The following is a 26,652-nucleotide window of genomic DNA, read 5'->3' as shown; positions in this document are numbered from 1 at the left end:
TTCACCGTTTTTTTGTTTACTGTTTTTTTGTTTACTGTTCAGCCGCTCGTTATTAATAGAGCAGCAAACCTGCAATACCACAGGCGATAATCATTAATATCGGATTGGCTTTATATTTTCTTGTTCCGATGAATGCAATCAGAAAGATAATGATACTGATAACGAATGAATAAGTATCTTCCGTAGGCGAACCGAAGTTTTCTGCGTTCATTAATACCAACGCGGCGGAGGCGAGTAATCCGACTACTGCCGGGCGTAATCCATTAAAAATAGATTCTACTATCGGATGTTTCTGGTATTTTAGGAAGAATTTACTGATGGTCAACATCAAGATGAAAGAGGGAAGGACTACGGCAAAGGTAGCAATGATGGAACCCCATACGCTACCCGTAGAAGTAAACCCTACATAAGTAGCTGCGTTGATACCAATAGGTCCTGGAGTCATTTGGCTGATTGCGACAATATCCGTGAACTCCTGCGAACTCACCCATCCATAGCGGGTTACCACTTCGCCTTGAATCATGGAAAGCATGGCATAACCGCCACCGAAGCCAAAGAGCCCGATCTTGAAAAATGTATAGAATAACTGTAGGTAAATCATGTGATTAATAATTTATTATATAATAATTTTAGGCATGGATTACACGGATTTCCCGGCTTTTAGAATTATGAATCTGTAAAACAACAGCGTTAATCCGCGCCTTCTCAACTCTCCATTCTCAACTCTCAACTTTTCTAAATTTCCCCCACAGGAAACCTCCTACACCGGCCGCAATAATAATCCAGATAGGGGAGAAGCCCAACAGCCAGATTAATATTGCCGAGACAACAGGAATCCACAGATTGTAGCGGTTGATTTTTGCGGATCGTCCCATGGTAAAGGTCGGCGCCGCGATGAGTGCCACCACTGCCGGGCGAATTCCTTTAAAAATACGTTCCACTATCGGATTGTCTTTGAAACTATGAAAGAACAGGGCGATAGCCAATATAATAATGAAAGACGGCAAAATTGTTCCCAATGCTGTGATAATACTTCCCCGGATTCCACGCAGCTTATATCCTATAAAGATAGAAATATTGACTGCCAAAATTCCCGGTGCGGATTGGGAGATAGCCAGCAGATCGATAAAATCTTCCTGCGCAATCCATTTCCGTTTGGTGACAATTTCATTTTCAATCAGTGGCACCATTGCATATCCTCCTCCAATAGTAAAGGCGCCTATTTTAAAAAAGATTCCAAATGCTTCGAGATAAATGTTCATTCTTTCTTTTCTCCTCCTTCCTTACTAACTGCTTTTTTCTCTTTGCCATATTGACTGGGACTTACATTATAATGCTTCTTAAATACTTCGCGGAAGTACTTGGCGTCACTGAATCCCGTCATTTCTGCAATTTCTGTTATGCTATGTGTGTCTTCTTTTAGTAATTGTACGGCACGTTTCAGACGAATCAGCCGGATATAATCTCCCGGTGCCTGATCGGTTAATGCCCTTAATTTATTGTAAAAACTTGTGCGACTCATTCCCATCAGGCTGCATAATACATCTACCGTGAGAGCAGGATTGTCAATGTTATCTTCCACGTTCTTTTTGACGTTTGCTATGAATTTCCAGTCAATGTCTTGCGAACAGTTGATGCAGTCTTCATCATTTTCCTCATCATTCAGATCTAAATTTGCGAATTTGCTGCGCAATAGTGCACGGTTAGCCAGCAGATTGGCAACATTAGCTTTCAATATACCAATATTGAATGGCTTCACAACGTATTCATCCGCACCAATCTGAAGTCCCGAGAGAATATCTTTCTCATTATTCAAAGCAGTCAGCAGGATAACAGGAATGTGGGAGGTTTCGATATTATTCTTGATAGCTTGGCATAATTCATCCCCCCGCATTTCAGGCATCATAATGTCTGAAATAACCAGCTCTGGTTTGTACTCGGGAATAATCGTCAATGCTTCTTTTCCATTGGAGCAAACCTGTACGAAATACTCCTCGGATAACGTTTGCGACAGATAGTTGCGCAACTCATCATTATCTTCCACAATCAAGATGCGACGATGATTAATGTTCTCTTTCTTTTGTGCATTTTCGTAAATTTCAGGTGATGGAGGCGGAACGTTATCAATCGTATTTTCTATACGCTGTTTGCTCGGAGTTGCCAGATGTGCTTTCCGGAAGCGCTTGCTGTCTTTAGGGAATGTTATTTTGATAACCGATCCCTGGTTTTCGATGCTTGACAGATTAATCTTTCCTTTATGCAGGCGGACTAGCTTCCATACAAGCATCAGTCCGATACCACTTCCTGTTACTTTGGAATTAATAGCATTGCTGCCACGGAAATGAAGTTTGAACAATTTCTTTTGTTCATTGGCCGGGATGCCGATTCCTGTGTCTCTGACTTCCACGCTCCATGAGTCAGATGTTTCTGAAACGAAAACCTGTACATTTCCATTTTCCGGAGTATATTTCAGTGCGTTCGAAATGATGTTCTTAAAGATAGATTCCATCTTTTCTTTATCAAACCATACGTTCATATACCTGAAATTACTTTCATAAGTGAAGTTGATATGTTTGATGTTGGCGTACTGCTGGAACGCGTTGAATATTTCATTCATAAACGTGTTTAGCTCATGCTCTGAAATATATAATTCGGAAGAATATACGTCCGCTCTTTCAAAGTTGATAAGATTGGTGGTAAGACGTAATAGGGCATTTACGTTTCGTAATGCCGTATTCATGTTCGAAATACCTTCTTTACTCAACTCCTCTTTCTCGCGTAGTTCTTCCAAAGGTGCTTTGATAAGCGTCAATGGGGTACGGATATCATGTGCCGTATTGATAAAGAAGTGTATTTTCTCATCGGAGACTTTGCGTTGCTTCCTCAAAATCAGTATACGCAATAGGACGATGGCAATGAGACAAAGGATAGCTGTATAAACCAGCATGGCCCAGAATGTCAGCCAGAAAGGTTGGGCTATGATAATATCCATACTTCTTTCTTCAAGCATGATGCGTTTGTCTTCATTGGAGATGGCACGTACCCTTAGCGTATATTTGCCCGGGGCAAGATTGGTGTAACGAATCGTGTTCTCTGTTCCGGGTTTGCTCCATTTATCATAGAAACCTTCTAGCCTCCAAGAGTAAAGAATATTGGAAGGATAGTCATAGTTGATGGAAGAAACCTGCAAAGAGAATCTGTTTTGATTGTATTTTAACTTTAGTACCTTTGTATCATTGATGCTTGCTTTCAACGGAGAATCCTCATCACCCGGATAGATTGTTTGATAAAAAAGCTTGAAATCGCTGAAAATCATTTTAGAAGAATAACTTCTGGGCAATTTCATATCCTTGTCAAATTCCACTGCTCCGTCAGAACTGCCTAAAATGAATTTATTGTTTTTCCGTAACGTACCTGATAGCGCATTGAAATGGGTGGTCATCAATCCCATATCTTTGGTCCAGTTATAGAATTTTTTCTCATTGGGATAAAAACTTGTCAATCCGCTTTCTGTACTCATGATTATATCTTTGTCCGCATCCGATAATATGGTATAGATATTATTGGATATCAAAGCACAGTTTTCCGTGTGGTAATGAGTGAACAGTTTTTTATTAATATCGTAAATCAATAGTCCCGACCCGCTGGTACCTATATACAATGAACCGTTTTTTGCTTGGTACAGGGAATAGATATAGTTCGACTCTACCGGAAGTTTTATGCGCTCGAATTTTCCGGATTCTTTATCTAAAAGACATAGGCCGGTGGCACTACCGATCCACATACTTTTTTCATCTTTCTCAACGATGGCGGTAATGGAATTTAATCCATCATAAAACCGTACTTCCTGCGTCTTCAGATTAATACGCTTGAGGTTGTAGAATCCTCCCGACCAGATATAACCCTGCATATCTGTACGAATATCACGTATATATTTATCCGGTCGCTTGTTTGTATGAGTGTACAAAGGCGGCATGAAATAGCTGACACTGAACGTTTTCTTATCTATCTGGTAAGCACCGGAAGAGTACCCGCCTGCCCAGATAATTCCGGGAGCCACTTCGCATATAGTAAGAAAGATATGGCTTTTATTACCTTGCGACTCTTCAAAAGCACTAAGCACCGATCGCCATTGTCCGGTCTTTGAATTAAAAAAACTGATGCCATTGTTCGTTGCAAACCATAAATCTCCCTCTCTGTCTTCAATAATGGCATTTACTTGATCGTTGATTAAAGACTGTTTGTTACCGATGGAGTGCTTAATCCATTTGTAGCTCGTATAACGGTTGTTTTGTATCGTGATTCCGATGGGATAATTAGCCAGCCATATCCGTTCTTCATCATCCACAAAAATGTCATTGATACTGTTACCGTTCATGCCACAATTACTGTTATAATCAGCCACAATTTCGGGTACTATTTGATAAGTATCCATATTTATTTTGTGTACTCCTCCGCCATCGGTAGCTATTAATAACTCTTTGTCATTTAGCGGCTTGAACCGTGTGATACTGATATCTTTCAGGTTATAATCCGGTCGTATGACGGATTTGGTATTCATATCATAAACCATAATTCCCCGCAAGAAAGTGCCGATGAATAGTTTCCGAATCTTTTTGTCGAAGTGTAAATCGCTTACTTGGGCTTTCACGCTCTCCAACTTATCGCAATTGATAAGTTTCAATGCGTTGTTTTCTAATTGGGCATAATGAATCCCCATTTCCGTACCGATGAAGAAATGCGATTCGTCTATTTGTTCAATATCAGTGATTTCTTCACTTATATCATTCTTTATATGGGTGACTTGTTTGGTGTCCGTATTATAGAGAAAGATAGTATCTTTATTGCATAGCCAGATGTGTTTGTTCTGGTCGAGCCAGGCATAAGTGACCGGGTCCGGCTGTTCGCTGAAACTTTCCATCGGTAATTTATATACAAGACTGAAGCAGTCGTGAATCTGGTCATACCGGAATACTTTTCCTTTTTTCCCGATTTCCCATAAGACTCCTTCCTGATCAATATAAAGCCAGTTTAGATTTAACAGAGAGTTCACTTCTGCGTCACCATCCATTAACTTATATCGTTTAAACTCTTTTCCATTGTATCGATCAATACCTTCGTGCGTGAGGAACCACATGTATCCGGTTTTATCTTTTTGAATGCAGTAAACCCGCCGGTTACTTAACCCATCCTCCACTCCGAGATATCGATACGTCTGCGCGACACAAATTAGAGGAAACAATAAGATTAGAAAAAGCCATTTTTTCATACAAATAGGACTTTTAAGGGTTATTGAATCTTTTATGAGGGGGAAAGTTTGACAAAATTAAGAAGATTTTTTGATATTACAAAATTTTGATGAAAGATAACAGCGCTCCAAAAATGAAGAAAATAGACTATTTTATAACTATTTGTATATACTGTTTGTTTTCGGTATTTTGGTATCTATCAGAAGTCTTCCGGTAGAATGGAAAGTTCCGTAAAATAAGAGGCTGGCACTATTTAAAGTACCAGCCTCTGTAAAATATGGAAATGATTTATTTCATTTTCGCTTCCACCCACTTGCGGGCATTGACAAACGCTTCTATCCATGGAGTAACCTGATCGCTGTTCTTGCGGTCGGCCGGATAGCAACCGTTCTGCCATGGGAAGATGGAACGTTCCAAGTGAGGCATGATAGCCAAGTGGCGTCCGTCTGCGCTGGCCAGTGCTGCGATAGAATAATCGGAACCGTTCGGATTGCCCGGATATTCATCATAGCTATACTTCGCTACTACATTATATTTATCTTCGTCATATGGCAAAGAGAATTTTCCTTCTCCGTGAGCTACCCAGATACCCAGTTTGCTTCCACTTAAAGAGCCGAACATCACACTGCGGTTAGTCGGGATAGTAAGACCAAGGAAGCGTGATTCGAATTTGTGTGAATTGTTATGTAGCATTTTTCCTTTCTTCTTCAGTTCCGGGTTGATAAGATTGAGTTCCATCATCAGCTGGCAACCGTTGCAGACACCCAATGACAATGTATCTTCGCGTGCATAAAATTTATCCAATGCTTCTTTAGCTTTCGGGTTGAACAGGAATGCGCCTGCCCATCCTTTAGCAGAACCCAGTACATCGGAGTTAGAGAAACCACCGCAGTAAACGATCATGTTTACGTCTTCCAGTGTTTCGCGTCCGCTGATGAGGTCGGTCATTGTAACGTCTTTTACGTCGAAACCTGCCAAATAGAGTGAGTAAGCCATTTCGCGCTCACCGTTTGTACCCTTCTCACGGATGATAGCCGCACGGATACCGCTTGGGGTACGACGATCCGGAGTGATACCGTATTGAGAAAGCTTACCTTTGAATTCCGGCATGAAAGCGAATTCAACAGGTTGCATCTTATAGTTTTCAAAACGTGCTTTTGCGCAACCGTTCATAGATTGTTTGCGGTCGAGCAGGTAAGAAGAAGAATACCATACGTCACGCATATAATCGATACCAAACTGGTAAGTAGCACCGTCTTTAGATACCAAAATGTGGCGTTCGTCAGTCGGTTTACCCAGCTTTATATAGCCTACGCCTGCATCTTCCAGAATCTTCTTCACTTCATCCTTATGCTTGTCGCTGATCTGGATAACGATACCCGGATTTTCAGCAAACAGAATCTTAACGATATCCTGTTCTTTCATCTTGTCGAGGCTGATTTCCATACCGCCTTCTACATTAGAGAAGCACATTTCGAGCAATGTAGTGATCAAACCACCGGCAGAGATATCGTGTCCTGCAAGAATCAATCCTTTGTTGACAAGTTCCTGTACGGCAAGGAAAGCATCACGGAAATATTCGGCATCTTGTACGCAAGGTACTTCGTCACCAACTTTACCCAGAGATTGTGCAAAAGCCGAACCACCCAGTTTCAGTTCATCGAAGCTGAAGTCAATATGATAAAGCGTAGTCTTTTCATTGTTAACCAATACCGGAGATACCACTTTCTTCACGTCGGAAACTTCACCACCGGCAGAAACAATCACAGTTCCCGGAGAAATCACTTTCTCGCCGTTCGGATACTTCTGTGTCATAGATAGAGAGTCTTTTCCGGTAGGAACATTGATCTGCAGCGCGCAACAGAAATCGCTTAAAGCTTTTACAGCTGTGTAAAGACGGGCATCTTCACCTTCTTGAGAGCGGCAAGGCCACATCCAGTTGGCAGACAGTGAAATGCTATCCATACCTTCCGCCATTGGAGCCCAAACAAGATTGGTCAGCGCTTCAGATACAGAAAGAATAGAGCCGGCAGCCGGATCAGCCAATGCTGCTTGCGGAGCATGTCCGATAGAGGTAGCGATACCTTTCTCGCCACGGTAGTCGAGTGCTACGACACCGCAGTCGCTCAACGGCAACTGAAGTTCACCCTGACATTGCTGACGAGCCACTTTGCCTGTTACCGAACGGTCTACCTTGTTTGTCAACCAGTCTTTGCAGGCTACAGCTTCAAGCTGCAATACATTCGTCAGATATTCATGTAGTTTAGACAATTCGTATTTCGGCATTTCATAATGACGTTCTACGGTCTTGTCTACCATATAGGTTTTGGGAGAAGAACCGAACATCTGTTCTACGGCAAGGTCGAACGGACGTACACCGTCAGCCTGTTGGAAAGCGAAACGATGATCACCGGTTGTTTCACCGACTACGTACATTGGAGCGCGTTCGCGTTCGGCAATCTTACGTACATGTTCAATAGCCTCTTCTTTAATCAGCAGACCCATACGTTCCTGACTTTCGTTAGCGATGATTTCTTTGGCAGACAAAGTCTTGTCACCGATAGGCAACTTGCTCATATCGATCAAACCACCACATTCTTCCACGAGTTCGGACAGACAGTTTACGTGTCCGGCAGATCCGTGGTCATGGATAGAAACCACCGGATTCACCTCTTCTTCACAAAGAGCGCGTACTACGTTATTGGCACGTTTTTGCATTTCTGCGTTGGCACGTTGCACGGCATTCAACTCGATGCCACTGCTGTAACGACCGGTATCAACAGAAGATACGGAACCGCCACCCAGTCCGATACGGTAGTTGTCACCACCGATAACCACTACTTTGTTTCCAGCTTCCGGTGTGCCTTTCAGGCAGTCGCGTTGTGTACCGTAACCAACACCACCGGCAAGCATGATTACTTTGTCGTAACCATAAACTTCTTTGTTTTCTGTATGTTCGAAAGTCAGTACCGAACCGCAGATCAGCGGTTGGCCGAACTTGTTACCGAAGTCGGAAGCACCATTGGATGCTTTGATTAGAATCTGTTCCGGAGTCTGGTATAGCCATTTGCGTACCGGAAGAATCTCTTCCCATTCGCGTCCTTCTTCTGTGCGTGGATAAGAAGTCATGTAGACTGCAGTACCTGCAATCGGCCATGAACCTTTACCACCACCCATACGGTCGCGGATTTCACCGCCGGTACCGGTAGAAGCACCATTGAATGGCTCAACAGTAGTAGGGAAGTTATGAGTTTCCGCTTTCAGTGAGATAACACTCTTGATGTCCTTTACTTGGAAGAAATCAGGTTTTGAATGATCTGCCGGAGCAAATTGTTCCACAACCGGACCTTCAGCGAAGGCTACGTTATCTTTATAAGCAGAGATTATTTTATTCGGATTTTCCTGTGTAGTCTTTTTAATCATCTGGAACAGGGAAGATTCCTGCTCTACGCCGTCGATGATAAACGTTCCGCCGAAAATTTTGTGGCGGCAGTGTTCGGAGTTGATTTGTGCGAAACCGAATACTTCAGAGTCGGTCAGCTTCCGTCCGAGGTCCTTTTCTACTTTCTTCAGGTAGTCCATTTCTTCTTTGGAAAGAGCCAAACCTTCTTTTTCGTTGTACACTTCGAGATCTTCAATGTAGATGATTGGTTCCGGCTGACGGTTTGTCGTGAATACGTTTTGGTCGAGTCCTTTGTACATGCGTTGGAGCATCGGGTCGTAATCGGCATTTTCGTCCTTAACAGGGAAGTACTCCTCGATGCGGCTTATGCCTTCGAGCCCCATGTTTTGGGTGATTTCTACTGCGTTTGTACTCCAGGGAGTGATCATTTCGCGGCGTGGGCCAACGAAACAGCCTTTCAGGTTTTCTTCACTTTCCATCACGGCTTCGCCAAAAAGCCAGCAGAGTTTATTACTTTCGTCAGGGGTGAGCTGATGGTTGCTCTCTACGGCAATCACGCTCTTGGAAGGGGTTCTGAAAAAAAGAATCATGTTGTATATTTACGATTTTACGATTTACGATTTTACGATTGAAGTTCCTGCAGGAGAAACTCTTCTCTTTTTCTGTGGCGCAAAGATAATCAATTTCGTTGGTGGTAGGAAAAAAATAGAGAATAAATTCCTATACCTTATTTAATATGTTTATTTTCGATGTACGTTTTACTTATTATCGCTATATATAGTGATTCTTGTGTGGAAAAAACGTTAATATACTATCCCCATATCACAAAAAAGTGCGATATTTGCGACATGATTCAGATAGAGACAATATTCGATATATTAGTGAAAGGCTTTATTATTGGCGTTGTTGTGTCCGCACCCCTCGGTCCGGTGGGCGTATTATGCATCCAGAGGACTTTGAATAAGGGGCGTTGGTATGGATTTGTAACAGGTCTGGGAGCCTCTTTGAGCGATATAGCATACGCTTTGCTCACCGGCTACGGGATGAGCTTTGTGTTCGATTATATTAATAAGAATATTTTCTATCTGCAATTATTGGGGAGCATCATGCTACTCCTTTTTGGTATATATACCTTTCGTAGCAACCCGGTGCAGTCCATTCGTCCGGCTTCCTCCAGCAAAGGTTCTTATTTCCATAACTTTATTACCGCATTTTTCGTCACTCTCTCCAATCCCTTGATAATCTTTCTGTTTATCGGACTTTTCGCCCGTTTTGCCTTTGTGCAGCCGGGGGTGCTGGTCTTTGAAGAGATCACGGGATATCTTGCAATTGCTATAGGAGCATTGACCTGGTGGTTGGGTATCACTTATTTTGTGAATAAGGTGCGCACTAAATTCAATTTACGTGGTATCTGGATACTGAATCGTGTTGTAGGAAGTATCGTAATGCTGGTATCTGTTGCCGGATTGATTTATACTTTGTTGGGAGAGTCACTTTATTAAGAGATAACATAATGAATCAGATAGCACAACAACTGAAAGAGAAGAATATTGCCGAATACCTTATATATATGTGGCAAGAGGAAGACTTGATCCGTGCCAATCATTGTGAACCGGAAGAGATGGAGGCAAATGTAATTGCCCGCTATCCGGAAGAACAGCAGCCTGCCATGAGAGAATGGTATACCAACCTGATTACGATGATGAGTGAGGAAGGAGTACGGGAAAAAGGTCATTTGCAGATTAATAAGAATGTGATTATCAATCTGACAGAATTGCATAACGCATTGGCTTCTTCTCCTAAATTTCCTTTTTACAGTGCCGCCTATTTCAAGGCATTGCCGTTTATAGTAGAATTACGGAATAAAAACGGCAAGAAAGACGAGCCCGAATTGGAGACCTGTTTTGAGGCGTTGTATGGAGTGCTCCTGCTTCGTCTTCAAAAAAAGCCTATCAGTGAAGGTACTGCTAAGGCAGTGGAAGCTATCACTAGTTTCCTTTCTATGTTGGCAAACTATTATGATAAAGACCGTAAAGGTGAATTAAAACTGGATGAATAAATGAGAATTTTGGTAACGGGTGCCAACGGTCAGCTTGGCAATGAGATGCAGGTGCTTGCAAAAGAGAACCCGCAACATACGTATTATTTCACGGATGTAGAGGAGCTTAACATCTGTGACAAGCAAGCCGTTTGGGCTTATATCGCAGAGAAGCGGATTGAGCTTGTCGTGAACTGTGCCGCATATACGGCCGTAGATAAAGCGGAAGATAATTCGGAACTAGCCTATCAATTGAATTGCGAAGCACCGAAACAATTGGCAAGTGCGGCACAATTCAACGGAGCCGCCATGATACAGGTATCTACCGATTATGTCTTTGACGGTACTGCACACACTCCGTATACGGAGGATTGCGACCCTTGTCCGGACTCCGTATACGGCACCACCAAACTGGAAGGAGAATATGACGTGATGAATTATTGCGAGAAAGCAGTCGTAATCCGTACTGCATGGCTTTATTCCACTTTCGGCAATAATTTTGTGAAGACAATGATCCGTCTTGGAAAAGAGCGTGACAGTCTGGGAGTTGTTTTCGACCAGATCGGAACCCCGACTTATGCTAATGACCTGGCACGTGCCATCTATACCATTATAAATAAAGGTATAGTCCGCGGCATCTACCATTTCAGCAATGAGGGAGTTTGTTCCTGGTATGATTTCACGGTAGCTATTCATCGTCTGGCAGGAATAACCACCTGCAAAGTGAAACCTTTGCATACAGCCGAATATCCCGCGAAAGCAAACCGCCCGGCATATTCCGTGCTTGATAAAACAAAAATAAAAACAACGTTCGATATAGAGATTCCTCATTGGGAGGAGAGCCTCAAACAATGCTTGATAAAATTAGGAATGAAAAATGAAGAATGAAGAATTTCGATGCGGCTTTATAGATAGCGTAACAATTCTTCTTTCATCATTCATCATTCATCATTCTTCATTCTTCATTCATATTAATATATGGCAGATAATACAGAAATTTTGAGACGGCGAACGTTCGCCATTATTGCGCATCCGGATGCCGGTAAGACATCATTGACGGAAAAGCTATTGCTTTTCGGTGGTCAGATACAGGTAGCAGGTGCTGTAAAGAGTAATAAGATAAAAAAGACGGCTACGTCCGACTGGATGGAAATCGAGAAACAACGTGGTATTTCGGTAACGACTTCCGTGATGGAGTTCGACTATCGGGATTATAAAATCAACATTCTCGATACTCCGGGTCACCAGGACTTTGCTGAAGATACATACCGCACACTGACTGCTGTAGACAGTGTTATCATCGTTGTAGACGGTGCGAAGGGGGTGGAAACGCAGACGCGTAAACTGATGGAGGTATGCCGCATGAGAAAGACTCCGGTAATAATCTTCGTCAACAAAATGGACCGTGAAGGAAAAGAACCGTTCGACTTGCTCGATGAACTCGAAGAAGAACTGATGATTCAGGTTCGTCCCTTGTCCTGGCCGATAGAGCAGGGAGCACGTTTCAAAGGAGTATACAACATCTACGAACAGAAACTGGACTTGTACCAGCCATCCAAACAGATGGTAACGGAAAAAGTGGCAGTCGATATTCATACGGAAGAACTGGATCAGCAGATTGGCAAGCCATTGGCAGACAAGCTGCGTGGTGATCTGGAACTGATCGAAGGTGTTTATCCCGAATTTGATTCGGAATCCTATCTCGCAGGAGACTGTGCACCTGTATTCTTCGGATCAGCGTTGAACAACTTCGGTGTGCAAGAGCTGCTGAACTGTTTCGTGGAGATAGCTCCCAGTCCTCGTCCCGTACAGGCAGAAGAGCGTGAAGTGAATCCCGACGAACCGAAATTCACCGGATTCATCTTTAAGATCACAGCCAATATTGATCCCAATCACCGTTCTTGTGTGGCATTCTGTAAGATTTGCTCCGGCAAGTTTGTCCGCAATGCTCCCTATGTGCACGTTCGTCATGGAAAGACCATGCGTTTTTCGTCGCCTACCCAGTTTATGGCACAGCGTAAAACAACGATTGATGAAGCTTATGCAGGAGATATTATTGGTTTACCGGATAATGGTACCTTTAAGATTGGCGATACGCTGACAGAAGGTGAAATGCTTCATTTCCGCGGATTGCCGAGCTTCTCGCCGGAGATGTTCAAGTATATTGAAAATGCCGATCCGATGAAGCAGAAACAGTTGGCGAAAGGTATCGATCAGTTGATGGATGAAGGTGTGGCACAGTTGTTTGTCAATCAGTTCAATGGCCGTAAGATTATCGGTACGGTGGGACAGTTGCAGTTTGAGGTCATTCAGTACCGTTTGTTGAATGAATACAATGCGTCCTGTCGCTGGGAACCGGTAAGTCTTTATAAAGCCTGTTGGGTAGAAAGCGATGATCCCGCAGAACTGGAAGCCTTCAAGAAACGTAAATACCAGTATATGGCAAAGGATAGAGAAGGGCGCGATGTGTTCCTGGCAGACTCCGGTTATGTACTTCAGATGGCGCAGATGGACTTTAAACACATCAAATTCCACTTTACAAGTGAGTTTTAAAACATATTCCGTTGATTTTAACTAAAAAATCAGGTAAAAAAAGGAAAAACATATCTCATATAAATGAGTGAATAGAAATGAAGACACTATCCTGGGATAAAATTCAGCAAGGGGATGAAGAGGCATTCCGGCAGCTTTATGAGCAATATGCAGATTTACTGTATGGATATGGCATGAAGATAGCCGGTGATGAGACTCTGGTAACCGAGGCGATACAGTCGTTGTTTGTTTACATCTTTGAGAAAAGAGAAACTTGCACGGCTCCTCAATCCATACCCGCTTACTTATGTGTTTCGTTGAGACACATGATAGTGAACGAACTGAAAAAGGAGAATAGTGGCTCATTAAAATCACTGGATGAAGTAGGCACAAATGAATATCAGTTTGATCTGGAGATTGATATTGAAACTGCTATTATCCGTTCAGAGTTAGAAAAAGAACAGCTAGAAGTTTTGCAGAAAGAGCTGAACAATTTGACAAAGCAACAGCGGGAGGTATTGTATCTTAAGTATTATAAGAAGATGAGTCCGGAAGAAATAGCCCAGGTGATGGGACTCACTTCACGTACGGTTTACAATACTACTCATATGGCTATCTCCAGTTTGCGGGAGCGTATGAGCAAATCTTTCTTGTTGTTGGTAGCAGCTAATTTGTGGATTTTTAATTGAGGTGTGAGATATGGAAAAGTGGACAGAATCTTTAGATAAATACTTAGAAGAAGGAAAACTTCCTCTGGTTGGCGAAATCTTTTCTCGTAAAAAAGAAATAGGTGATAAGCTGAAGTTGCAACGTGAGGAGAGCCATAAGATCGCCTTAAGCCGGGGAAGAAAGCAAGGTGCGGGGAGAAGTTTCTCTTTCTCATGGGGAGTGGCAGCGGCAGTTGTCCTTCTTTTGGGGATAGGCGGTTACTTCCTGGCAGAAGAAAAGGTGGTGACTGATAACACTGCTATGAACTATGAATTGCCGGATGGCAGTACTGTGCAGGTGATGGAAAATTCCCGCCTGACTTACAATCATATCACATGGCTTTGGGAGCGCAAATTGCAACTATTGGGTAAAGCCTCTTTTAACGTAACCAAAGGCAAGACATTCACGGTCCGTACAGAAGCCGGCGACGTAACCGTACTGGGAACGAAATTCCTCATCGATCAGCAAGGAAAGAAGATGACCGTCAACTGTGAGGAAGGAAGTGTGCAAGTCGAGACTGCTGTAGGTAAGCGTACATTGCTTGCCGGGGAAAGCGTTCATTGCGATGAGAACAAGATTGTGCCGGTAGAGAAAAAGGCAGAAGAATCGGAGTTCCCCGAGGTGTTGGGGTATGAAGACGATCCGCTAATAAATGTAGTGGCAGATATTGAGCATATATTTGAAGTAACAGTCGTCGGACATGAGAAATGCGAGGGGCTGACCTACAACGGGACGGTCTTAACAAAAGACCTGAACGCCACACTGGAAAAAGTCTTTGGATCGTGTGGAATCAGTTATCAAATTCGAGGGAAAGAAATTATTTTAAAATAAAAAAAAGCCTCTTCTGACTATCCAGAAGAGGCTTTTTTGTTTTTCTTCAAATTTTCTTCATTTTTTCTTGGTAAAAAAACAACGGATGCTTCTCTTTCTAATAGATGAGCTATTTAATGATATTTGAAGAAAACGGTAGAATTGATTAGAAGATTAAATGTTGTAGAAGAAATTAGAAATTATCCGGCAGAAATAAGGCCGGGATTCAGAACAAACAATAGATGTTTTATAGAGAATTACAAGCTAAACTCAAAACAAACAATAGATGCTTTTTATAAAATTTAAATTTAACCCAAAACAAACAATGTTTTAAAAGAAATGCAAACTAGGGCTCAAAGCAAACAATAGACAGCGGCAGATGAATTATTCCTGCCACAAACGTAAGCCGGAAAGATTCCCTCATCGGACGTGATATGAGCTTTAGAGGCTTGTTTTTTCCGATTAAACAGACTTAGTTGGCTTAAAAAAAAGGGTTTTTCAACTAGACTGCTACGCTAATTAAAAGAATGAAAGCCGTGATGGCCCATGAGAGGTTTAACAAGACCGGTTTTTTATCTGGTAGTTTAATAGTAGGTTAAGAGGGTATGAAACCAGAAAAGGGCTGAACCGGTCTATCATTGAGTATTTTTATTTAATAATTGTTTTATCAGAGTGTGAGAGAAAGTTGAGGGGCTTTCTCTCACATTTTTTGTAGGAACAATAGATAGGACGATTTACTATTGGACTATTTACCATTTACTATTTGGGTTATGCAATAGAAGCAGATAGTAAATAAGATAAATGGGAATTTAGTTTAGATGTGGATGGCACGCTAAATCATAAATCATAAATCATAAATCATTAAACTTCCCCAGTTTTCCAATCAGAGAAATGACGTTTTTATACATTATATTCCTTTCTTAATTTATTTTATAATAAAAATTTGGTATTTTCGGACGCTTTTTAGACGAACAACTTAAAATACTAATAGTTTATTATATGGAAAATATCGAAACAGCGATCCTGCTGATGGTGGTCGGAATGGCTACCGTGTTTGTTATTCTGCTGATTGTGATTTATTTAGGTAAGTTGTTGATTACATTAGTCAACAAGTATGCTCCTGAAGAAGTGGTTCCTGTGAAGCGGGAAGCATCGCAAGGTCCTGCCCCTGTTCCGGGAAACATCTTAGCCGCCATTACAGCTGCTGTAAATGTGGTGACACAAGGTAAAGGAAAAATCACTAAAGTAGAAAAATTATAAATCTATAAAGAATATCACTGAAAGACATGAAAAGAGAAGTAAAGTTTAGTTTGGTTTTCCGAGATATGTGGCAATCTGCCGGAAAATACGTACCTCGTGTAGACCAACTCGTAAAGGTAGCTCCTGCCATCATTGAAATGGGCTGTTTTGCCCGCGTAGAAACAAACGGCGGAGGTTTTGAACAGGTAAATTTATTGTTTGGTGAAAACCCGAATAAAGCGGTACGCGAATGGACAAAACCGTTCCATGAAGCCGGTATTCAAACCCACATGCTCGACCGCGCACTGAACGGACTCCGTATGAGCCCCGTTCCGGCAGACGTCCGCAAATTATTCTACAAAGTAAAGAAAGCACAAGGAACAGACATTACCCGTACGTTCTGCGGATTGAACGACGTGCGTAACATTGCTCCTTCCATCACATACGCAAAGGAAGCAGGCATGATTTCGCAATGCTCGCTTTGCATCACTCATTCGCCTATCCATACCGTAGAGTACTACACCAATATGGCGCTGGAACTTATCAAACTGGGAGCAGACGAAATCTGTATCAAAGACATGGCAGGTATCGGCCGTCCTGTATCGTTAGGTAAGATCGTAGCAAATATCAAGGCGGCACATCCCGAAATCCCCGTTCAGTATCACAGTCATGCAGGTCCCGGATTCAATATGGCAAGCATCCTCGAAGTATGCGAAGCCGGTTGCGACTACATCGACGTAGGCATGGAACCACTATCATGGGGAACAGGCCATGCTGACTTGCTTAGTGTGCAGGCGATGCTGAAAGACGCCGGATATCAAGTGCCCGAAATCAATATGGAAGCCTACATGAAAGTGCGCGGCATGATTCAGGAATTTATGGACGACTTCCTCGGCTTGTATATCAGCCCGAAAAACCGTCTGATGAACTCTTTGCTGATTGCTCCCGGACTTCCCGGCGGTATGATGGGTAGTTTGATGGCCGATCTCGAATCCAATCTGGAATCAATCAATAAATATAAGGCAAAACACAATCTGCCGTTTATGACGCAAGACCAGCTTCTTATCAAGCTGTTTGATGAAGTGGCATACGTATGGCCTCGTGTCGGTTATCCTCCATTGGTGACTCCGTTCAGCCAATACGTGAAGAACCTCGCCATGATGAATGTGATGGCTATGGAAAAAGGAAAAGAACGTTGGGGAATGATTGCCGATGATATCTGGGATATGATTCTGGGTAAAGCCGGACGTCTGCCGGGCAAACTTGCTCCCGAAATCATTGAAAAGGCAGAACGTGAAGGCCGTAAGTTCTTTGAAGGTGATCCGCAGAATAACTATCCCGATGCCCTCGACAAATATCGCAAACTGATGAAAGAGAACAAATGGGAAGTAGGACAGGACGACGAAGAACTCTTCGAATATGCTATGCACCCGGCTCAATATGAGGCTTACAAGAGTGGCAAAGCAAAAGAAGACTTCCTGGAAGACGTAGTCAAACGTCGTGCCGAAAAAGATAAATCTCCGGAAGAAGATGCCAAACCGAAGACACTGACCGTACAAGTGGACGGACAGGCCTATCGTGTGACGGTAGCATACGGTGATACCGAACTACCTGCTGCTCCTGCGGGTGCTGCCGCTGCTCCGGCAGGAGAGGGTAAAGAAGTACTTTCTCCGTTGGAAGGCAAGTTCTTCTTAGTGAAAGGTGCGCAGGAAACTCCTTTGCAAGTAGGTGACACTGTGAAAGAAGGTGATGTAATCTGCTATGTAGAAGCGATGAAGACCTACAATGCCATCCGTGCAGAGTTTGGCGGTACAGTGACTGCTATCTGTGTCAACCCGGGAGATGCTGTTTCAGAAGATGACGTATTAATGAAGATAGGATAATGAACGAAATATTTGAGAACTTATATGACATGACTGCGTTCAGCAATATCATTGCCGAACCGCAGTTCCTGATAATGTATGCCATCGCGTTCGTTCTGCTCTATTTGGGTATTAAGAAACAGTACGAGCCGTTGCTGCTTGTCCCCATCGCTTTCGGTGTGTTGCTAGCCAACTTCCCCGGAGGAGATATGGGCGTGATTCAGGCCGACGAAAATGGTATGGTGATGGTAAACGGAGTGTTGAAGAACATCTGGGAAATGCCTTTGCATGACATTGCCCACGAACTGGGAATCATGAACTTCATCTACTATATGTTGATTAAAACAGGTTTCCTGCCTCCGATCATCTTTATGGGTGTCGGTGCGTTGACGGACTTCGGGCCGATGTTGCGTAACCTGCATCTTTCTATATTCGGTGCAGCCGCACAGTTGGGTATCTTTACCGTATTGCTGGTAGCCATCCTGATGGGATTCACTCCACAGGAAGCCGCTTCTCTGGGCATTATCGGTGGCGCGGATGGTCCGACAGCCATCTTTACCACCATCAAACTGGCGCCGCATTTGCTGGGCCCGATTGCCATTGCCGCTTATTCGTACATGGCGCTCGTTCCGGTGATTATTCCGCTGGTAGTGAAGCTGTTCTGTACGAAGAAAGAGTTGAGCATCAACATGAAAGAACAGGAAAAGAAGTACCCTTCGAAGACTGAAATCAAGAACCTGCGTGTATTGAAGATTATCTTCCCGATTGTGGTAACTACTATTGTTGCCCTCTTCGTGCCAAGTGCAGTGCCTTTGGTGGGGATGTTGATGTTTGGTAATCTGGTGAAAGAAATCGGAACTAACACATTCCGCTTGTTCGATGCCGCTTCCAATAGCATCATGAATGCTGCCACCATCTTCCTCGGACTGTCTGTAGGAGCAACGATGACAGCCGAAGCATTCCTCAACTGGACAACAATCGGTATTGTGATCGGTGGATTCCTTGCATTTGCACTTTCTATAACCGGTGGTATTTTCTTTGTGAAACTGGTAAATCTCTTCTCGAAGAAGAAAATCAATCCGCTTATCGGTGCTACTGGTTTGAGTGCCGTTCCGATGGCGAGCCGTGTAGCCAATGAGATTGCTTTGAAATACGATCCGAAGAATCACGTATTGCAGTATTGCATGGCAAGCAACATCTCCGGAGTAATCGGTTCTGCCGTAGCTGCGGGTGTGTTGATCTCCTTCCTTGCATAAGATAATTCCTGCCTGAAAAAGACTTTTTATACATTCACACTTGGAAGATTCGTTTGATAGCGTTATCTTTGTGTGAATGTATAACAGTAAAAATAGCAAGCGTATGAGTGCAATGTCATTGGAAGCCGAAAAGAACGAACTGATTCGGCGGATTCTGGATGTGGATGATGTCGCTATTCTGCGGAGAGTGAAATCGATGTTGAGTTGTGAAGAAGAGCAAACGAATGTTGTCGCAGAGGAAGCAGCTCCCTACCAGACAAAGGCGGAGATTCTGGCAAGCTTAGATCAGGCGTGTAAGGAACTGAAACTGAATCTGGAGGGTAAGTTGGAGTTTAAGTCATTAGATGATGCCCTTAATGAAATATAGAATAAGCGTTACCCTCGAATTTTTAAGGGAAATGAAGCATTTGTCAAAACGGTATAAATCGTTGAAAGAAGATCTTAGGAATTTTGGAAATGATTTGTTATTAAATCCTGAACAAGGAGTCAGTTTGGGCAACAATCTTCGTAAAATACGTATAGCGATAACTTCGAAAAATAAAGGTAAAAGTGGAGGTGCACGGGTGATAACCTATACGATAATCTGGACAGAAATAGATACAGAGATAAAATTGCTCACTATTTATGATAAGTCAGAACGTGCAAATATCACAGATAAGGAAATAGAAGATATCCTGAAGCAAAACGGTATTTTGTAGTCCTTATGATATAAAAAGAAATCGTCCTGTTTCACGGTTACGTGATAACAGGACGATTTCTTTTATAAGACTAAGACTTTGTGAACAAGTTTCTTTTGTTTCTAAATTTATTCACTGATAACCTTTCTGTATTCCGCTACCGCCATCTTTTCCGACAGATACGCATTAATCAGATTGGTGTGCGCCTGCGTCCATGACAATTGTGCGGAGAGTACATCCACCATATTTGCCTTTCCTTCATTATACGAGAAAGAAACCAAATCAAGATTTTCATTAGCCAGATTCATAGTCTCTTTGGCGGTTTTCACTTGATATTCCGTTTCCGTCAGTTTGGTTAGGGCGGCAGAAAGTTCCTCGTTGATATTATCCGTCACATAACTTTGTTGCAGTTTCTGTATGCTGATATACGCTTTCTGCTGACGGTTTGTTTTGAACCGGGCTCCCCAACGGAAGATCGGTATATTCAGGTTAATGCCGACGATGGGATTGAAAGAAACATCATAACCGAGGTTAGGTGTAGCTGTAGCCCATCCACCGCTGAAATACATATTCAATTGCGGGTTGAACTGGCTAAGAGCCGCTTTGCGTTGCGCCTGACTTTTCATGATATTCACCTCCGTACTTTCGTAATCCGCGCGACGTTGCAGTACATTCTCCAGAGAAAGGATCTGCACCGGAGCGGAAGCCGTGTCAATCGTGTACAGACTGTCTACGGGATTGTTCGGCTCTTCTCCCATCAGGATATTCAGCTTTTGCAGCGCCAGCGTATAGTTCTGACGCGCCTTGATATATTGCAATTCCGCTTCTTTCAACCGGGTGGAAATCATTAATAAGTCCGTGCGACTAATCATCCCGTCGTTGAAACGATCCTGAATGATGTCATACTGTTGCTTCACAATACTTTGATACTTGTCCGCCGCCTGCAACATAGCCTGTGAAGCGGAAGCATTCCAATAAACTGCATCGCTCTGATAATGAATCTGGTCGATGGTAAGCTCCTCATTTAGTTGATTCAGCTTTTCGTCCGCTTTGGCAATCTTGTGCTGGGCGTTGAGTGCCCCGCCCGTGTACAACGGTTGCGAGACGATAAATACACCTTGATAGGTATGGTTGCGGTATTCGCCTACCGGTTCGTTCCAAGCATTAAGGTCGCTCATGTTGAGGGTCCCGTCCGCATTGACATCTATTTTTGGCAAGAATCCCGTGTGAGCAATCTTCCGTGCTTCCGTACTTGCCATTGTCTTTAGTTTCTGTTGCTTCAGAATTTGACTGTAAGCTTCCACTTTATCCCGGTAAGCTTCCCGGCTAAGATAGGGCTGCTGTGCCCTGGCAGTGAGACCGAGGAACAGCAGAGACAGAGTTATAAGTTGAGTTTTCATTTTATTCAATCTATACAATAAATTCAAGTTTCATATAAGAGAAGGCAATTAGCCTTTGATTCTCTGAATGGCACAATAAGCTACCGGAAGAACAAACAGCGTCAGAGCCGAAGCCACCAACAGGCCTCCCATAATCGTAGCCGCCATACCGCCGAACATCGCGTCGAACAACAATGGCAACATACCCAGAATGGTAGTGCCGGACGCCATTGCTACGGGGACAATACGACTCGTTGTAGCACTGACAACAGCATCCAACGGTTTTTTGCCCGTTTTTGCTTCCAGATCAATCTGTTCCACCAGTACAATCGCATTTTTGATATTCATCCCAATCAGTCCGAGCAAACCAAGGATGGAGAAGAAGTCGAACGACTTGCCTAGCAACACCAATCCCAAAACGATACCGATAAAAATAAGCGGTAACATCAACAAGATCACTGTCGGCTTACGATACGTTCTGAACAGGAACAACAGCGTGACGAACATCAGGAAGAACGTCAACGGTAAATTCTTGGCCAACGCCTCGTTAGACTCCACCTGACTTTCCTGTTCCCCGAAATACTTCATCGTATACCCCTCCGGCACTTTAATCTCTTTCTGCACCAGCGGCCAAACCTCATTGAAAGCAGCAATCGCATTCACTCCGCGACGCGGATCGCATTGCGCCATCATCACCATTTGCCGGTTGTAATCTTTCACATTCGAGAAACGATATTGGAAATCAAATTCCGATACCACCTGTTCCAGACTGGTCGTCTCATTCCCCGTGCCGAACACGGGCAACGTGCGCAGGTCATTGATGCGGAACGAATCCACTGTGTTATCCTTCAATAAGATAGGAAGCACCTGATCGCCCTGCCGGTACTCTCCAAGCGTCATACCTGTGGTTCCGATCTGGATACTTTGTGCCATTCCCTGACGCGATACCCCTAACGGTTGCGCCCGTTCGGGACTATATACAGGCTTCCATACAGGAACTTTATTTCCCCACGAATTGCGCACATTGATTAAATCCGGATTCCGGTGCATAATCTCCAAAGCCTGGTTGGTGAGCGCCACAAGCGTGTCCACATTCGGACCGATAAATCCGATTTCGATAGCGGCATCCACCGCAGGCGACAGTTTGAACAGACTGGTACGGGTAATCGCATTCGGATAATTCGCCTTCATGTACGCGTCGAAATCTTCCTCATACTCTTTTGTATATTTACTGTCCGTCAATTCAACCAATACATTGGCAAAATTCGGTTTCGGACCTACCGAAGTAGAAGCCAGATAATACCTTAACGGCGTGCTGCCGAAGGTGATCGACACTTTCTTCACTTCCGGCTGCTTTGCCAGATGCTCTTCCACGGATTTCATCTCTTTCACTACATCATTGATGCTATACCCGTCGGGATAAAACACGTCCGCCCGGAAATAAGGCTTATCGAGAGAAGGGAAGAAGTTTTGCGGCATCATTCCCATGATAACCAGCGAAGCAACAAAGAGCACTACCATCGAACCCAGGGTCAATGTTTTCCTGCGAATCAGCGTGCGGAGGATGGAGGCGAATTTGTGATAGAACGGTTTGTCATACGGGTCTTTCGTGCCGTCCTTTGCTTTCGCTTTCAGGATGAAGTTACCGAAAACAGTGGTCTGCGTCAGCGCGAGCACCCAGCTCAATCCCAGTGAGATGGCAAGCACCACAAAAAGCGGTTTCACGATTTCCGCCACGGCAGAAGGAGCAAGGTAGAGCGGGAGGAACGAACAGATAGCGATGAACGTAGCCCCAAGCAATCCCCATTGCGGACCGGTTGCTCCGTCTATCAGCGCTTTCCGTCGGTCTACTCCGCGGGCGATGGCAATCTGTGCGTTGTCTGTTACCACGATGGCGTTATCCACCAGCATCCCCATGGCGATGATAAATCCCGCCAATGAAGTACGGTTCAGTCCGACACCGAAGAAAGACATGATAAGCAATGTGCCGCCAATAGAGAAAATCAGTGATGAGCCGATCAGCACACCTGCGCGCAAACCCATCACCAACATGATAATCACAATTACAATCAGAATCGATTCGATCAGATTGATGATAAATCCGTTGTTGGCTTCGTTGGCAATTTCGTTCTCCAGATACAGGCTTTGCAGTTCCAGTCCCACAGGCATCAGTGGCAACAATTCGTCCAGTTTGGCTTTCACGTTCTTGCCCGTCTGCACCACGTCCCGTTGCGGGTCGGTGGAGACGCCGATGCCGATGGCACGTTTGCCGTTCACGTGCATGATGTTGGATGGAGGGTCCATGTATCCTTTTTCGATGACGGCGATATCGCCCAGTTTCACCTGTCCGGCTTTGGTGGTAATCACCTGGTTGCGGATATCGTCTACGGTGGTATACATACCGTTGGCAGTCACCCGGAGCTGTTGCTCGCCGGCACGGATTTCTCCGGTATTGATAATCTGGTTCTGCGATTGCAACAGACTGGCAAGCTGTTTCGGGTCGATGCCCATACCTACGAGCTTATTGGTGGAAATAAAAATATTGACCACCTCCGTCTGCGTCCCGAACAGGGCGACTTTCATCACCCCGTCCGCCGTCACTACCTGCGTCTTGATCCGTTCCGCCCAGTTGCGCATCTCTTCGTATGTGTAACCGTCGTCCGCCGTCAGACCGTAATAGATACCGAACACGTCGCCGAAATCATCGGAAACCGTCGGTGCGGAAGCACCGCTCGGCAATTGTGGCTGTATATTTAGCACCTTCCGTCGCAACTCATCCCACTTCTGCGGAATGGAGCTTGCCGACAAGGAAGGTTGCAACTCGAATGTGATTTTTGAGAGCCCGTACATCGATTCTGATTTTATCTTGTACACACCGCTCATACTTTGAATTTCACGAGAGATAGGCTCGGTAATCAACCGCTCCACTTCTGCCGGTTCGGCACCCGGATAGCGGGTCATAATAACCGCCGACTTTATGACGAAAGGAGCATCCTCTTTCTTACCCAGCTTGCCGAAGGAAGTGATTCCCCCAATCAGCAATACAGCAAGAAAGAAATAGATGATTTTCGTATTATCTAATGAATATTTGGCTAAACTCATAATAAATGATCGTTGATAATTGATGAATGACAGCGGATAAATGATTACATAATCATTTACCAACTATCACCTGTCAACAGTTGTGATAGATTCTCCTTCTACTAGTTGGTATACGCCTGCTATGACGATTTTTTCACCGGGTTTCAAACCTTCCGAGATGAGCGCCTGTGCTTCTCCGGTCGGGGCGTTGACGGTCACTTCCCGTTTGTGGACTTTATTGTCTTCTACCACCCAGACATACATTTTATTCCCTTCGCTTTCGCCGAATACGGCACTAAGCGGTACAATCGTCCAGCTATCCTGCACCAACGGACCTACATCTGCCGTGAAACGGATGCTGCACGTAAAACCGGGTTTCACTGCATACAGATCGCGGTCGAATGACGGATCGTCAATCGTGATGCTGACCGGAATTCCTGTGCCATCCGTAGAAATATCAAGATATTCTTCCAGTTTCGCTTGAAACACGTGTCCTTTAAATGTGTCGAACTCTACAAGGAAACGCGGGTCTTTGGCGCGCAACAAATAAAGATACGCATCCGGAATGGTGAATTTGATACGTAGATTGTGTGTATTGACAAGCTGCACGATACCCTCACCGGAGTTGACACGCTGATAGTTTTCCACCAGTCGTTTTTCGATAGAACCGTCGAAAGGAGCTGTCAGCTTGGTGTCGCGCATATTGTTGGCAGACAGTTCGTATTCAGACTTCGCCTTCTGGAAGTTGGCGAGGCTGATTTCATATTCCTGCACGGAGATCGCTTGCCGGGAGAGGAGCCGTTTGTTACGTTCCACTTGTGCCGAAGCCGTTTCGTATGCCGATTTCGTAGCGGCATATTGCAACGCGATGTCTCTGGGGTCGATAGCTGCGATGAGCTGTCCTTTTTTCACTTTCTGTCCTTCGATGACAGGAAGCTGAATGATTTGTCCGTTGACCCGGAAAGCCAGCTTCACATATTCCACCGCTTCCACGATTCCCGAGAAATCTTTTCTGATAATCGATCTTGACTCGACAATCGTAGTCTTTACGGGACGTGCAGTTGTCGTTGTCGTTTCTTTTTTCTGTCCGCAGCCAGCCAGCAAGATTGCAGCCGCCAGGACGAATCCAAATTTCTTTTTCATATACCACGTTGATGTTTAGAGGTTTTGCGTTGATAAATAGCGAATAATATACTAAAACAACTCCTGTTTATTTATGTTCAACATTCCTGTCTTTTCATATCCTGCCTCTTAACCTTTATATGGAACACAAAAAAACGGGAACTTTACCGTTTCTAAGGTAAAATTCCCGTCCAACTCTTTTGTGTCATTTTACATCATCAGGTTCTGACCTCCAATGACGCCTGCAATAGCAGTAGCAACCGCAATGACGACTTTTAAAATCGTATTCCAAATGGATTTCTTCATAATTCAACACCTCCTTTCCATACCACACTATCCTCTATCACCTATTCTATTACGCTGCCGGATCGGGCGCTTCCTGACCACCGCCACCCGGTTTGTCATCACCCGAACCTCCGGTGTTGCCACTGCCTCCCGCTCCCAGTGCTTTCGTCAACTGGTTGACGTGGATATATGACGCTCCCTGAATCAGCGCACGGGTGATATTTCCACCGGCATCCCGCGTATATTCCGGGGTAAACTGGCAACGCAATCCCGTGATTTGTGCCGGACTAACATCGGCTTCCGCATCCACCCCCTTGCAGCGTGACTGGCACACCATGGTAAATGTGCCCAATCCTTCGAGTTTCACTGTCCTGCTGTTGAGCAACTGCTCGCGCATCACTGCCATCAGGTTTCGGATCACGTTGTGCACGTCACCGGCCGTCAGTGATGACCGTTCGGCAATCGTTTCGCCAATCATTTGCGTATCCACTACGTTTCCCATTTTAATCAGGCAGGGATGCCATTTCTTCTTTTTGTCCTTCGATGCGATATTGGACTGAACCGCTTTGTAAATCAACATACTGATTTCCTCCTTTTTAAGTGAATAAATAAGATTTTATTGAGTCAGTAAACGAACGTTTTCTGTCTCTTTTACAGTAGCAAAGATACCCCAACCGGCAGGGGAGGAAACATGAAACGGTATCTGCCGGTAAGTGAAGGCAAACGCTTGAATATCTGTGTATTTGCTTGCATTTCTACGCAAAAAACAGTATCTTTACATGACGTAAATAATAAATTAAAAGAAGAAAATCTATGAAGAAAACGGAATTGGCATTACTCTATATGCCGTATGCAAGTGCCGATGTGGCAAGAAGACATTTAAATAAATGCATCCGCCGAAACCGGGAGCTGCTGGAGGCTCTCGAAGCTACCGGCTGGGCGTTTTGGATACATTGGCTCACACCGTTGCAGGTGGAGCTGATTGAGAAGTATTTGGGAGAGCCTTAATCC

The 26,652-nt window shown here is 44.1% G+C and carries 22 protein-coding genes; 12 read left to right on the top strand and 10 right to left on the bottom strand.

Annotated elements, in window-relative coordinates; translation table 11 throughout:
• Nucleotides 1–52: 52 nt before the first annotated feature.
• The 4 genes from INE92_RS11785 to purL all read right to left on the bottom strand — a co-directional run bounded on the left by INE92_RS11785 (nt 53) and on the right by purL (nt 9,242).
• Nucleotides 53–601 carry a chromate transporter gene (locus INE92_RS11785; RefSeq protein WP_004300958.1) on the bottom strand — a complete coding sequence of 183 codons (549 nt, stop codon included), beginning with the start codon at nt 599–601 and terminating at the stop codon, nt 53–55.
• A 118-nt stretch (nt 602–719) separates the two neighbouring features.
• Nucleotides 720–1,262 carry a chromate transporter gene (locus INE92_RS11780; RefSeq protein ID WP_004300957.1) on the bottom strand — a complete coding sequence of 181 codons (543 nt, stop codon included), beginning with the start codon at nt 1,260–1,262 and terminating at the stop codon, nt 720–722.
• A complete protein-coding gene (locus tag INE92_RS11775; protein ID WP_008644839.1) occupies nt 1,259–5,269 on the bottom strand; it encodes a hybrid sensor histidine kinase/response regulator transcription factor in 4,011 nt (1,336 codons plus the stop codon). Before INE92_RS11775 ends, INE92_RS11780 begins: the two co-directional genes overlap by 4 nt.
• A gap of 268 nt (nt 5,270–5,537) precedes the next feature.
• Complete coding sequence (purL, locus tag INE92_RS11770) at nt 5,538–9,242, bottom strand: phosphoribosylformylglycinamidine synthase (protein WP_009040525.1); 3,705 nt, start codon at nt 9,240–9,242, stop codon at nt 5,538–5,540.
• Between the two features lie 258 nt (nt 9,243–9,500).
• Here purL and INE92_RS11765 point away from each other — a divergent pair, with 258 nt between their 5' ends.
• The 11 genes from INE92_RS11765 to INE92_RS11715 all read left to right on the top strand — a co-directional run bounded on the left by INE92_RS11765 (nt 9,501) and on the right by INE92_RS11715 (nt 19,795).
• Nucleotides 9,501–10,154 carry a LysE family translocator gene (locus INE92_RS11765; protein ID WP_004310295.1) on the top strand — a complete coding sequence of 218 codons (654 nt, stop codon included), beginning with the start codon at nt 9,501–9,503 and terminating at the stop codon, nt 10,152–10,154.
• Nucleotides 10,155–10,165: 11 nt separating this feature from the next.
• Nucleotides 10,166–10,711 carry a DUF4924 family protein gene (locus INE92_RS11760; RefSeq protein ID WP_015533028.1) on the top strand — a complete coding sequence of 182 codons (546 nt, stop codon included), beginning with the start codon at nt 10,166–10,168 and terminating at the stop codon, nt 10,709–10,711.
• Nucleotides 10,712–11,578, top strand: a complete 867-nt coding sequence (gene rfbD, locus INE92_RS11755; RefSeq protein WP_015533027.1) for a dTDP-4-dehydrorhamnose reductase — start codon at nt 10,712–10,714, stop codon at nt 11,576–11,578.
• 90 nt (nt 11,579–11,668) lie between these two features.
• Nucleotides 11,669–13,243: a peptide chain release factor 3 gene (locus INE92_RS11750; RefSeq protein ID WP_009040526.1), complete on the top strand. Its 1,575-nt coding sequence runs from the start codon at nt 11,669–11,671 to the stop codon at nt 13,241–13,243.
• Between the two features lie 77 nt (nt 13,244–13,320).
• Nucleotides 13,321–13,911, top strand: a complete 591-nt coding sequence (locus INE92_RS11745; RefSeq protein WP_008025991.1) for an RNA polymerase sigma factor — start codon at nt 13,321–13,323, stop codon at nt 13,909–13,911.
• A 10-nt stretch (nt 13,912–13,921) separates the two neighbouring features.
• Nucleotides 13,922–14,761, top strand: a complete 840-nt coding sequence (locus INE92_RS11740) for a FecR family protein (protein ID WP_128859128.1) — start codon at nt 13,922–13,924, stop codon at nt 14,759–14,761.
• Nucleotides 14,762–15,739: 978 nt separating this feature from the next.
• Entirely contained in the window at nt 15,740–16,000 is a 261-nt protein-coding gene (locus INE92_RS11735) for an OadG family protein (RefSeq protein WP_004300941.1), read from the top strand.
• A 26-nt stretch (nt 16,001–16,026) separates the two neighbouring features.
• Nucleotides 16,027–17,862 (top strand): biotin/lipoyl-containing protein, encoded by a 1,836-nt coding sequence (locus INE92_RS11730; protein ID WP_004300939.1) that lies wholly within the window; start codon nt 16,027–16,029, stop codon nt 17,860–17,862.
• Nucleotides 17,862–19,097, top strand: a complete 1,236-nt coding sequence (locus INE92_RS11725) for a sodium ion-translocating decarboxylase subunit beta (RefSeq protein ID WP_004300937.1) — start codon at nt 17,862–17,864, stop codon at nt 19,095–19,097. Before INE92_RS11730 ends, INE92_RS11725 begins: the two co-directional genes overlap by 1 nt.
• Nucleotides 19,098–19,200: 103 nt before the next feature.
• On the top strand, nt 19,201–19,464 hold the full coding sequence (locus INE92_RS11720; RefSeq protein WP_004304421.1) for a hypothetical protein: 264 nt from the start codon (nt 19,201–19,203) through the stop codon (nt 19,462–19,464).
• Nucleotides 19,454–19,795: a type II toxin-antitoxin system RelE/ParE family toxin gene (locus INE92_RS11715; RefSeq protein WP_004300933.1), complete on the top strand. Its 342-nt coding sequence runs from the start codon at nt 19,454–19,456 to the stop codon at nt 19,793–19,795. Before INE92_RS11720 ends, INE92_RS11715 begins: the two co-directional genes overlap by 11 nt.
• 107 nt (nt 19,796–19,902) lie before the next feature.
• Here the strand turns inward: INE92_RS11715 and INE92_RS11710 are convergent, their stop codons facing one another.
• From INE92_RS11710 to INE92_RS11685, 6 genes are all read right to left on the bottom strand, one after another.
• Complete coding sequence (locus INE92_RS11710) at nt 19,903–21,174, bottom strand: TolC family protein (RefSeq protein WP_195436562.1); 1,272 nt, start codon at nt 21,172–21,174, stop codon at nt 19,903–19,905.
• 48 nt (nt 21,175–21,222) lie between these two features.
• Nucleotides 21,223–24,255 carry an efflux RND transporter permease subunit gene (locus tag INE92_RS11705; RefSeq protein WP_004314201.1) on the bottom strand — a complete coding sequence of 1,011 codons (3,033 nt, stop codon included), beginning with the start codon at nt 24,253–24,255 and terminating at the stop codon, nt 21,223–21,225.
• 66 nt (nt 24,256–24,321) lie between these two features.
• Nucleotides 24,322–25,377: an efflux RND transporter periplasmic adaptor subunit gene (locus tag INE92_RS11700; protein WP_004304417.1), complete on the bottom strand. Its 1,056-nt coding sequence runs from the start codon at nt 25,375–25,377 to the stop codon at nt 24,322–24,324.
• 189 nt (nt 25,378–25,566) lie between these two features.
• Nucleotides 25,567–25,662, bottom strand: a complete 96-nt coding sequence (locus INE92_RS11695) for a smalltalk protein (protein ID WP_149939068.1) — start codon at nt 25,660–25,662, stop codon at nt 25,567–25,569.
• Nucleotides 25,663–25,711: 49 nt separating this feature from the next.
• Complete coding sequence (locus INE92_RS11690) at nt 25,712–26,221, bottom strand: HU family DNA-binding protein (protein WP_087322471.1); 510 nt, start codon at nt 26,219–26,221, stop codon at nt 25,712–25,714.
• Between the two features lie 36 nt (nt 26,222–26,257).
• Nucleotides 26,258–26,404, bottom strand: coding sequence for a hypothetical protein (locus INE92_RS11685; RefSeq protein WP_008771318.1), 147 nt, complete (start codon nt 26,402–26,404; stop codon nt 26,258–26,260).
• Nucleotides 26,405–26,454: 50 nt separating this feature from the next.
• Between INE92_RS11685 and INE92_RS11680 the strand changes: the two genes are divergently transcribed.
• A complete protein-coding gene (locus INE92_RS11680; protein WP_004304415.1) occupies nt 26,455–26,649 on the top strand; it encodes a DUF4248 domain-containing protein in 195 nt (64 codons plus the stop codon).
• Nucleotides 26,650–26,652: the final 3 nt, after the last annotated feature.

The sequence above is a fragment of the Bacteroides xylanisolvens genome (assembly GCF_018289135.1).
Classification (GTDB): domain Bacteria; phylum Bacteroidota; class Bacteroidia; order Bacteroidales; family Bacteroidaceae; genus Bacteroides; species Bacteroides xylanisolvens.
The sequence above is the reverse complement of the archived record's forward strand: the minus strand, read 5'-3'. Positions and strand labels throughout refer to the sequence as shown.

Bases quoted from the DNA above. Each gene is read 5' to 3' on its own strand.
- INE92_RS11785 (WP_004300958.1), bottom strand. From the start codon at position 601: ATGATTTACCTACAGTTATTCTATACATTTTTCAAGATCGGGCTCTTT.
- INE92_RS11780 (WP_004300957.1), bottom strand. From the start codon at position 1,262: ATGAACATTTATCTCGAAGCATTTGGAATCTTTTTTAAAATAGGCGCC.
- INE92_RS11775 (WP_008644839.1), bottom strand. From the start codon at position 5,269: ATGAAAAAATGGCTTTTTCTAATCTTATTGTTTCCTCTAATTTGTGTC.
- purL (WP_009040525.1), bottom strand. From the start codon at position 9,242: ATGATTCTTTTTTTCAGAACCCCTTCCAAGAGCGTGATTGCCGTAGAG.
- INE92_RS11765 (WP_004310295.1), top strand. From the start codon at position 9,501: ATGATTCAGATAGAGACAATATTCGATATATTAGTGAAAGGCTTTATT.
- INE92_RS11760 (WP_015533028.1), top strand. From the start codon at position 10,166: ATGAATCAGATAGCACAACAACTGAAAGAGAAGAATATTGCCGAATAC.
- rfbD (WP_015533027.1), top strand. From the start codon at position 10,712: ATGAGAATTTTGGTAACGGGTGCCAACGGTCAGCTTGGCAATGAGATG.
- INE92_RS11750 (WP_009040526.1), top strand. From the start codon at position 11,669: ATGGCAGATAATACAGAAATTTTGAGACGGCGAACGTTCGCCATTATT.
- INE92_RS11745 (WP_008025991.1), top strand. From the start codon at position 13,321: ATGAAGACACTATCCTGGGATAAAATTCAGCAAGGGGATGAAGAGGCA.
- INE92_RS11740 (WP_128859128.1), top strand. From the start codon at position 13,922: ATGGAAAAGTGGACAGAATCTTTAGATAAATACTTAGAAGAAGGAAAA.
- INE92_RS11735 (WP_004300941.1), top strand. From the start codon at position 15,740: ATGGAAAATATCGAAACAGCGATCCTGCTGATGGTGGTCGGAATGGCT.
- INE92_RS11730 (WP_004300939.1), top strand. From the start codon at position 16,027: ATGAAAAGAGAAGTAAAGTTTAGTTTGGTTTTCCGAGATATGTGGCAA.
- INE92_RS11725 (WP_004300937.1), top strand. From the start codon at position 17,862: ATGAACGAAATATTTGAGAACTTATATGACATGACTGCGTTCAGCAAT.
- INE92_RS11720 (WP_004304421.1), top strand. From the start codon at position 19,201: ATGAGTGCAATGTCATTGGAAGCCGAAAAGAACGAACTGATTCGGCGG.
- INE92_RS11715 (WP_004300933.1), top strand. From the start codon at position 19,454: ATGAAATATAGAATAAGCGTTACCCTCGAATTTTTAAGGGAAATGAAG.
- INE92_RS11710 (WP_195436562.1), bottom strand. From the start codon at position 21,174: ATGAAAACTCAACTTATAACTCTGTCTCTGCTGTTCCTCGGTCTCACT.
- INE92_RS11705 (WP_004314201.1), bottom strand. From the start codon at position 24,255: ATGAGTTTAGCCAAATATTCATTAGATAATACGAAAATCATCTATTTC.
- INE92_RS11700 (WP_004304417.1), bottom strand. From the start codon at position 25,377: ATGAAAAAGAAATTTGGATTCGTCCTGGCGGCTGCAATCTTGCTGGCT.
- INE92_RS11695 (WP_149939068.1), bottom strand. From the start codon at position 25,662: ATGAAGAAATCCATTTGGAATACGATTTTAAAAGTCGTCATTGCGGTT.
- INE92_RS11690 (WP_087322471.1), bottom strand. From the start codon at position 26,221: ATGTTGATTTACAAAGCGGTTCAGTCCAATATCGCATCGAAGGACAAA.
- INE92_RS11680 (WP_004304415.1), top strand. From the start codon at position 26,455: ATGAAGAAAACGGAATTGGCATTACTCTATATGCCGTATGCAAGTGCC.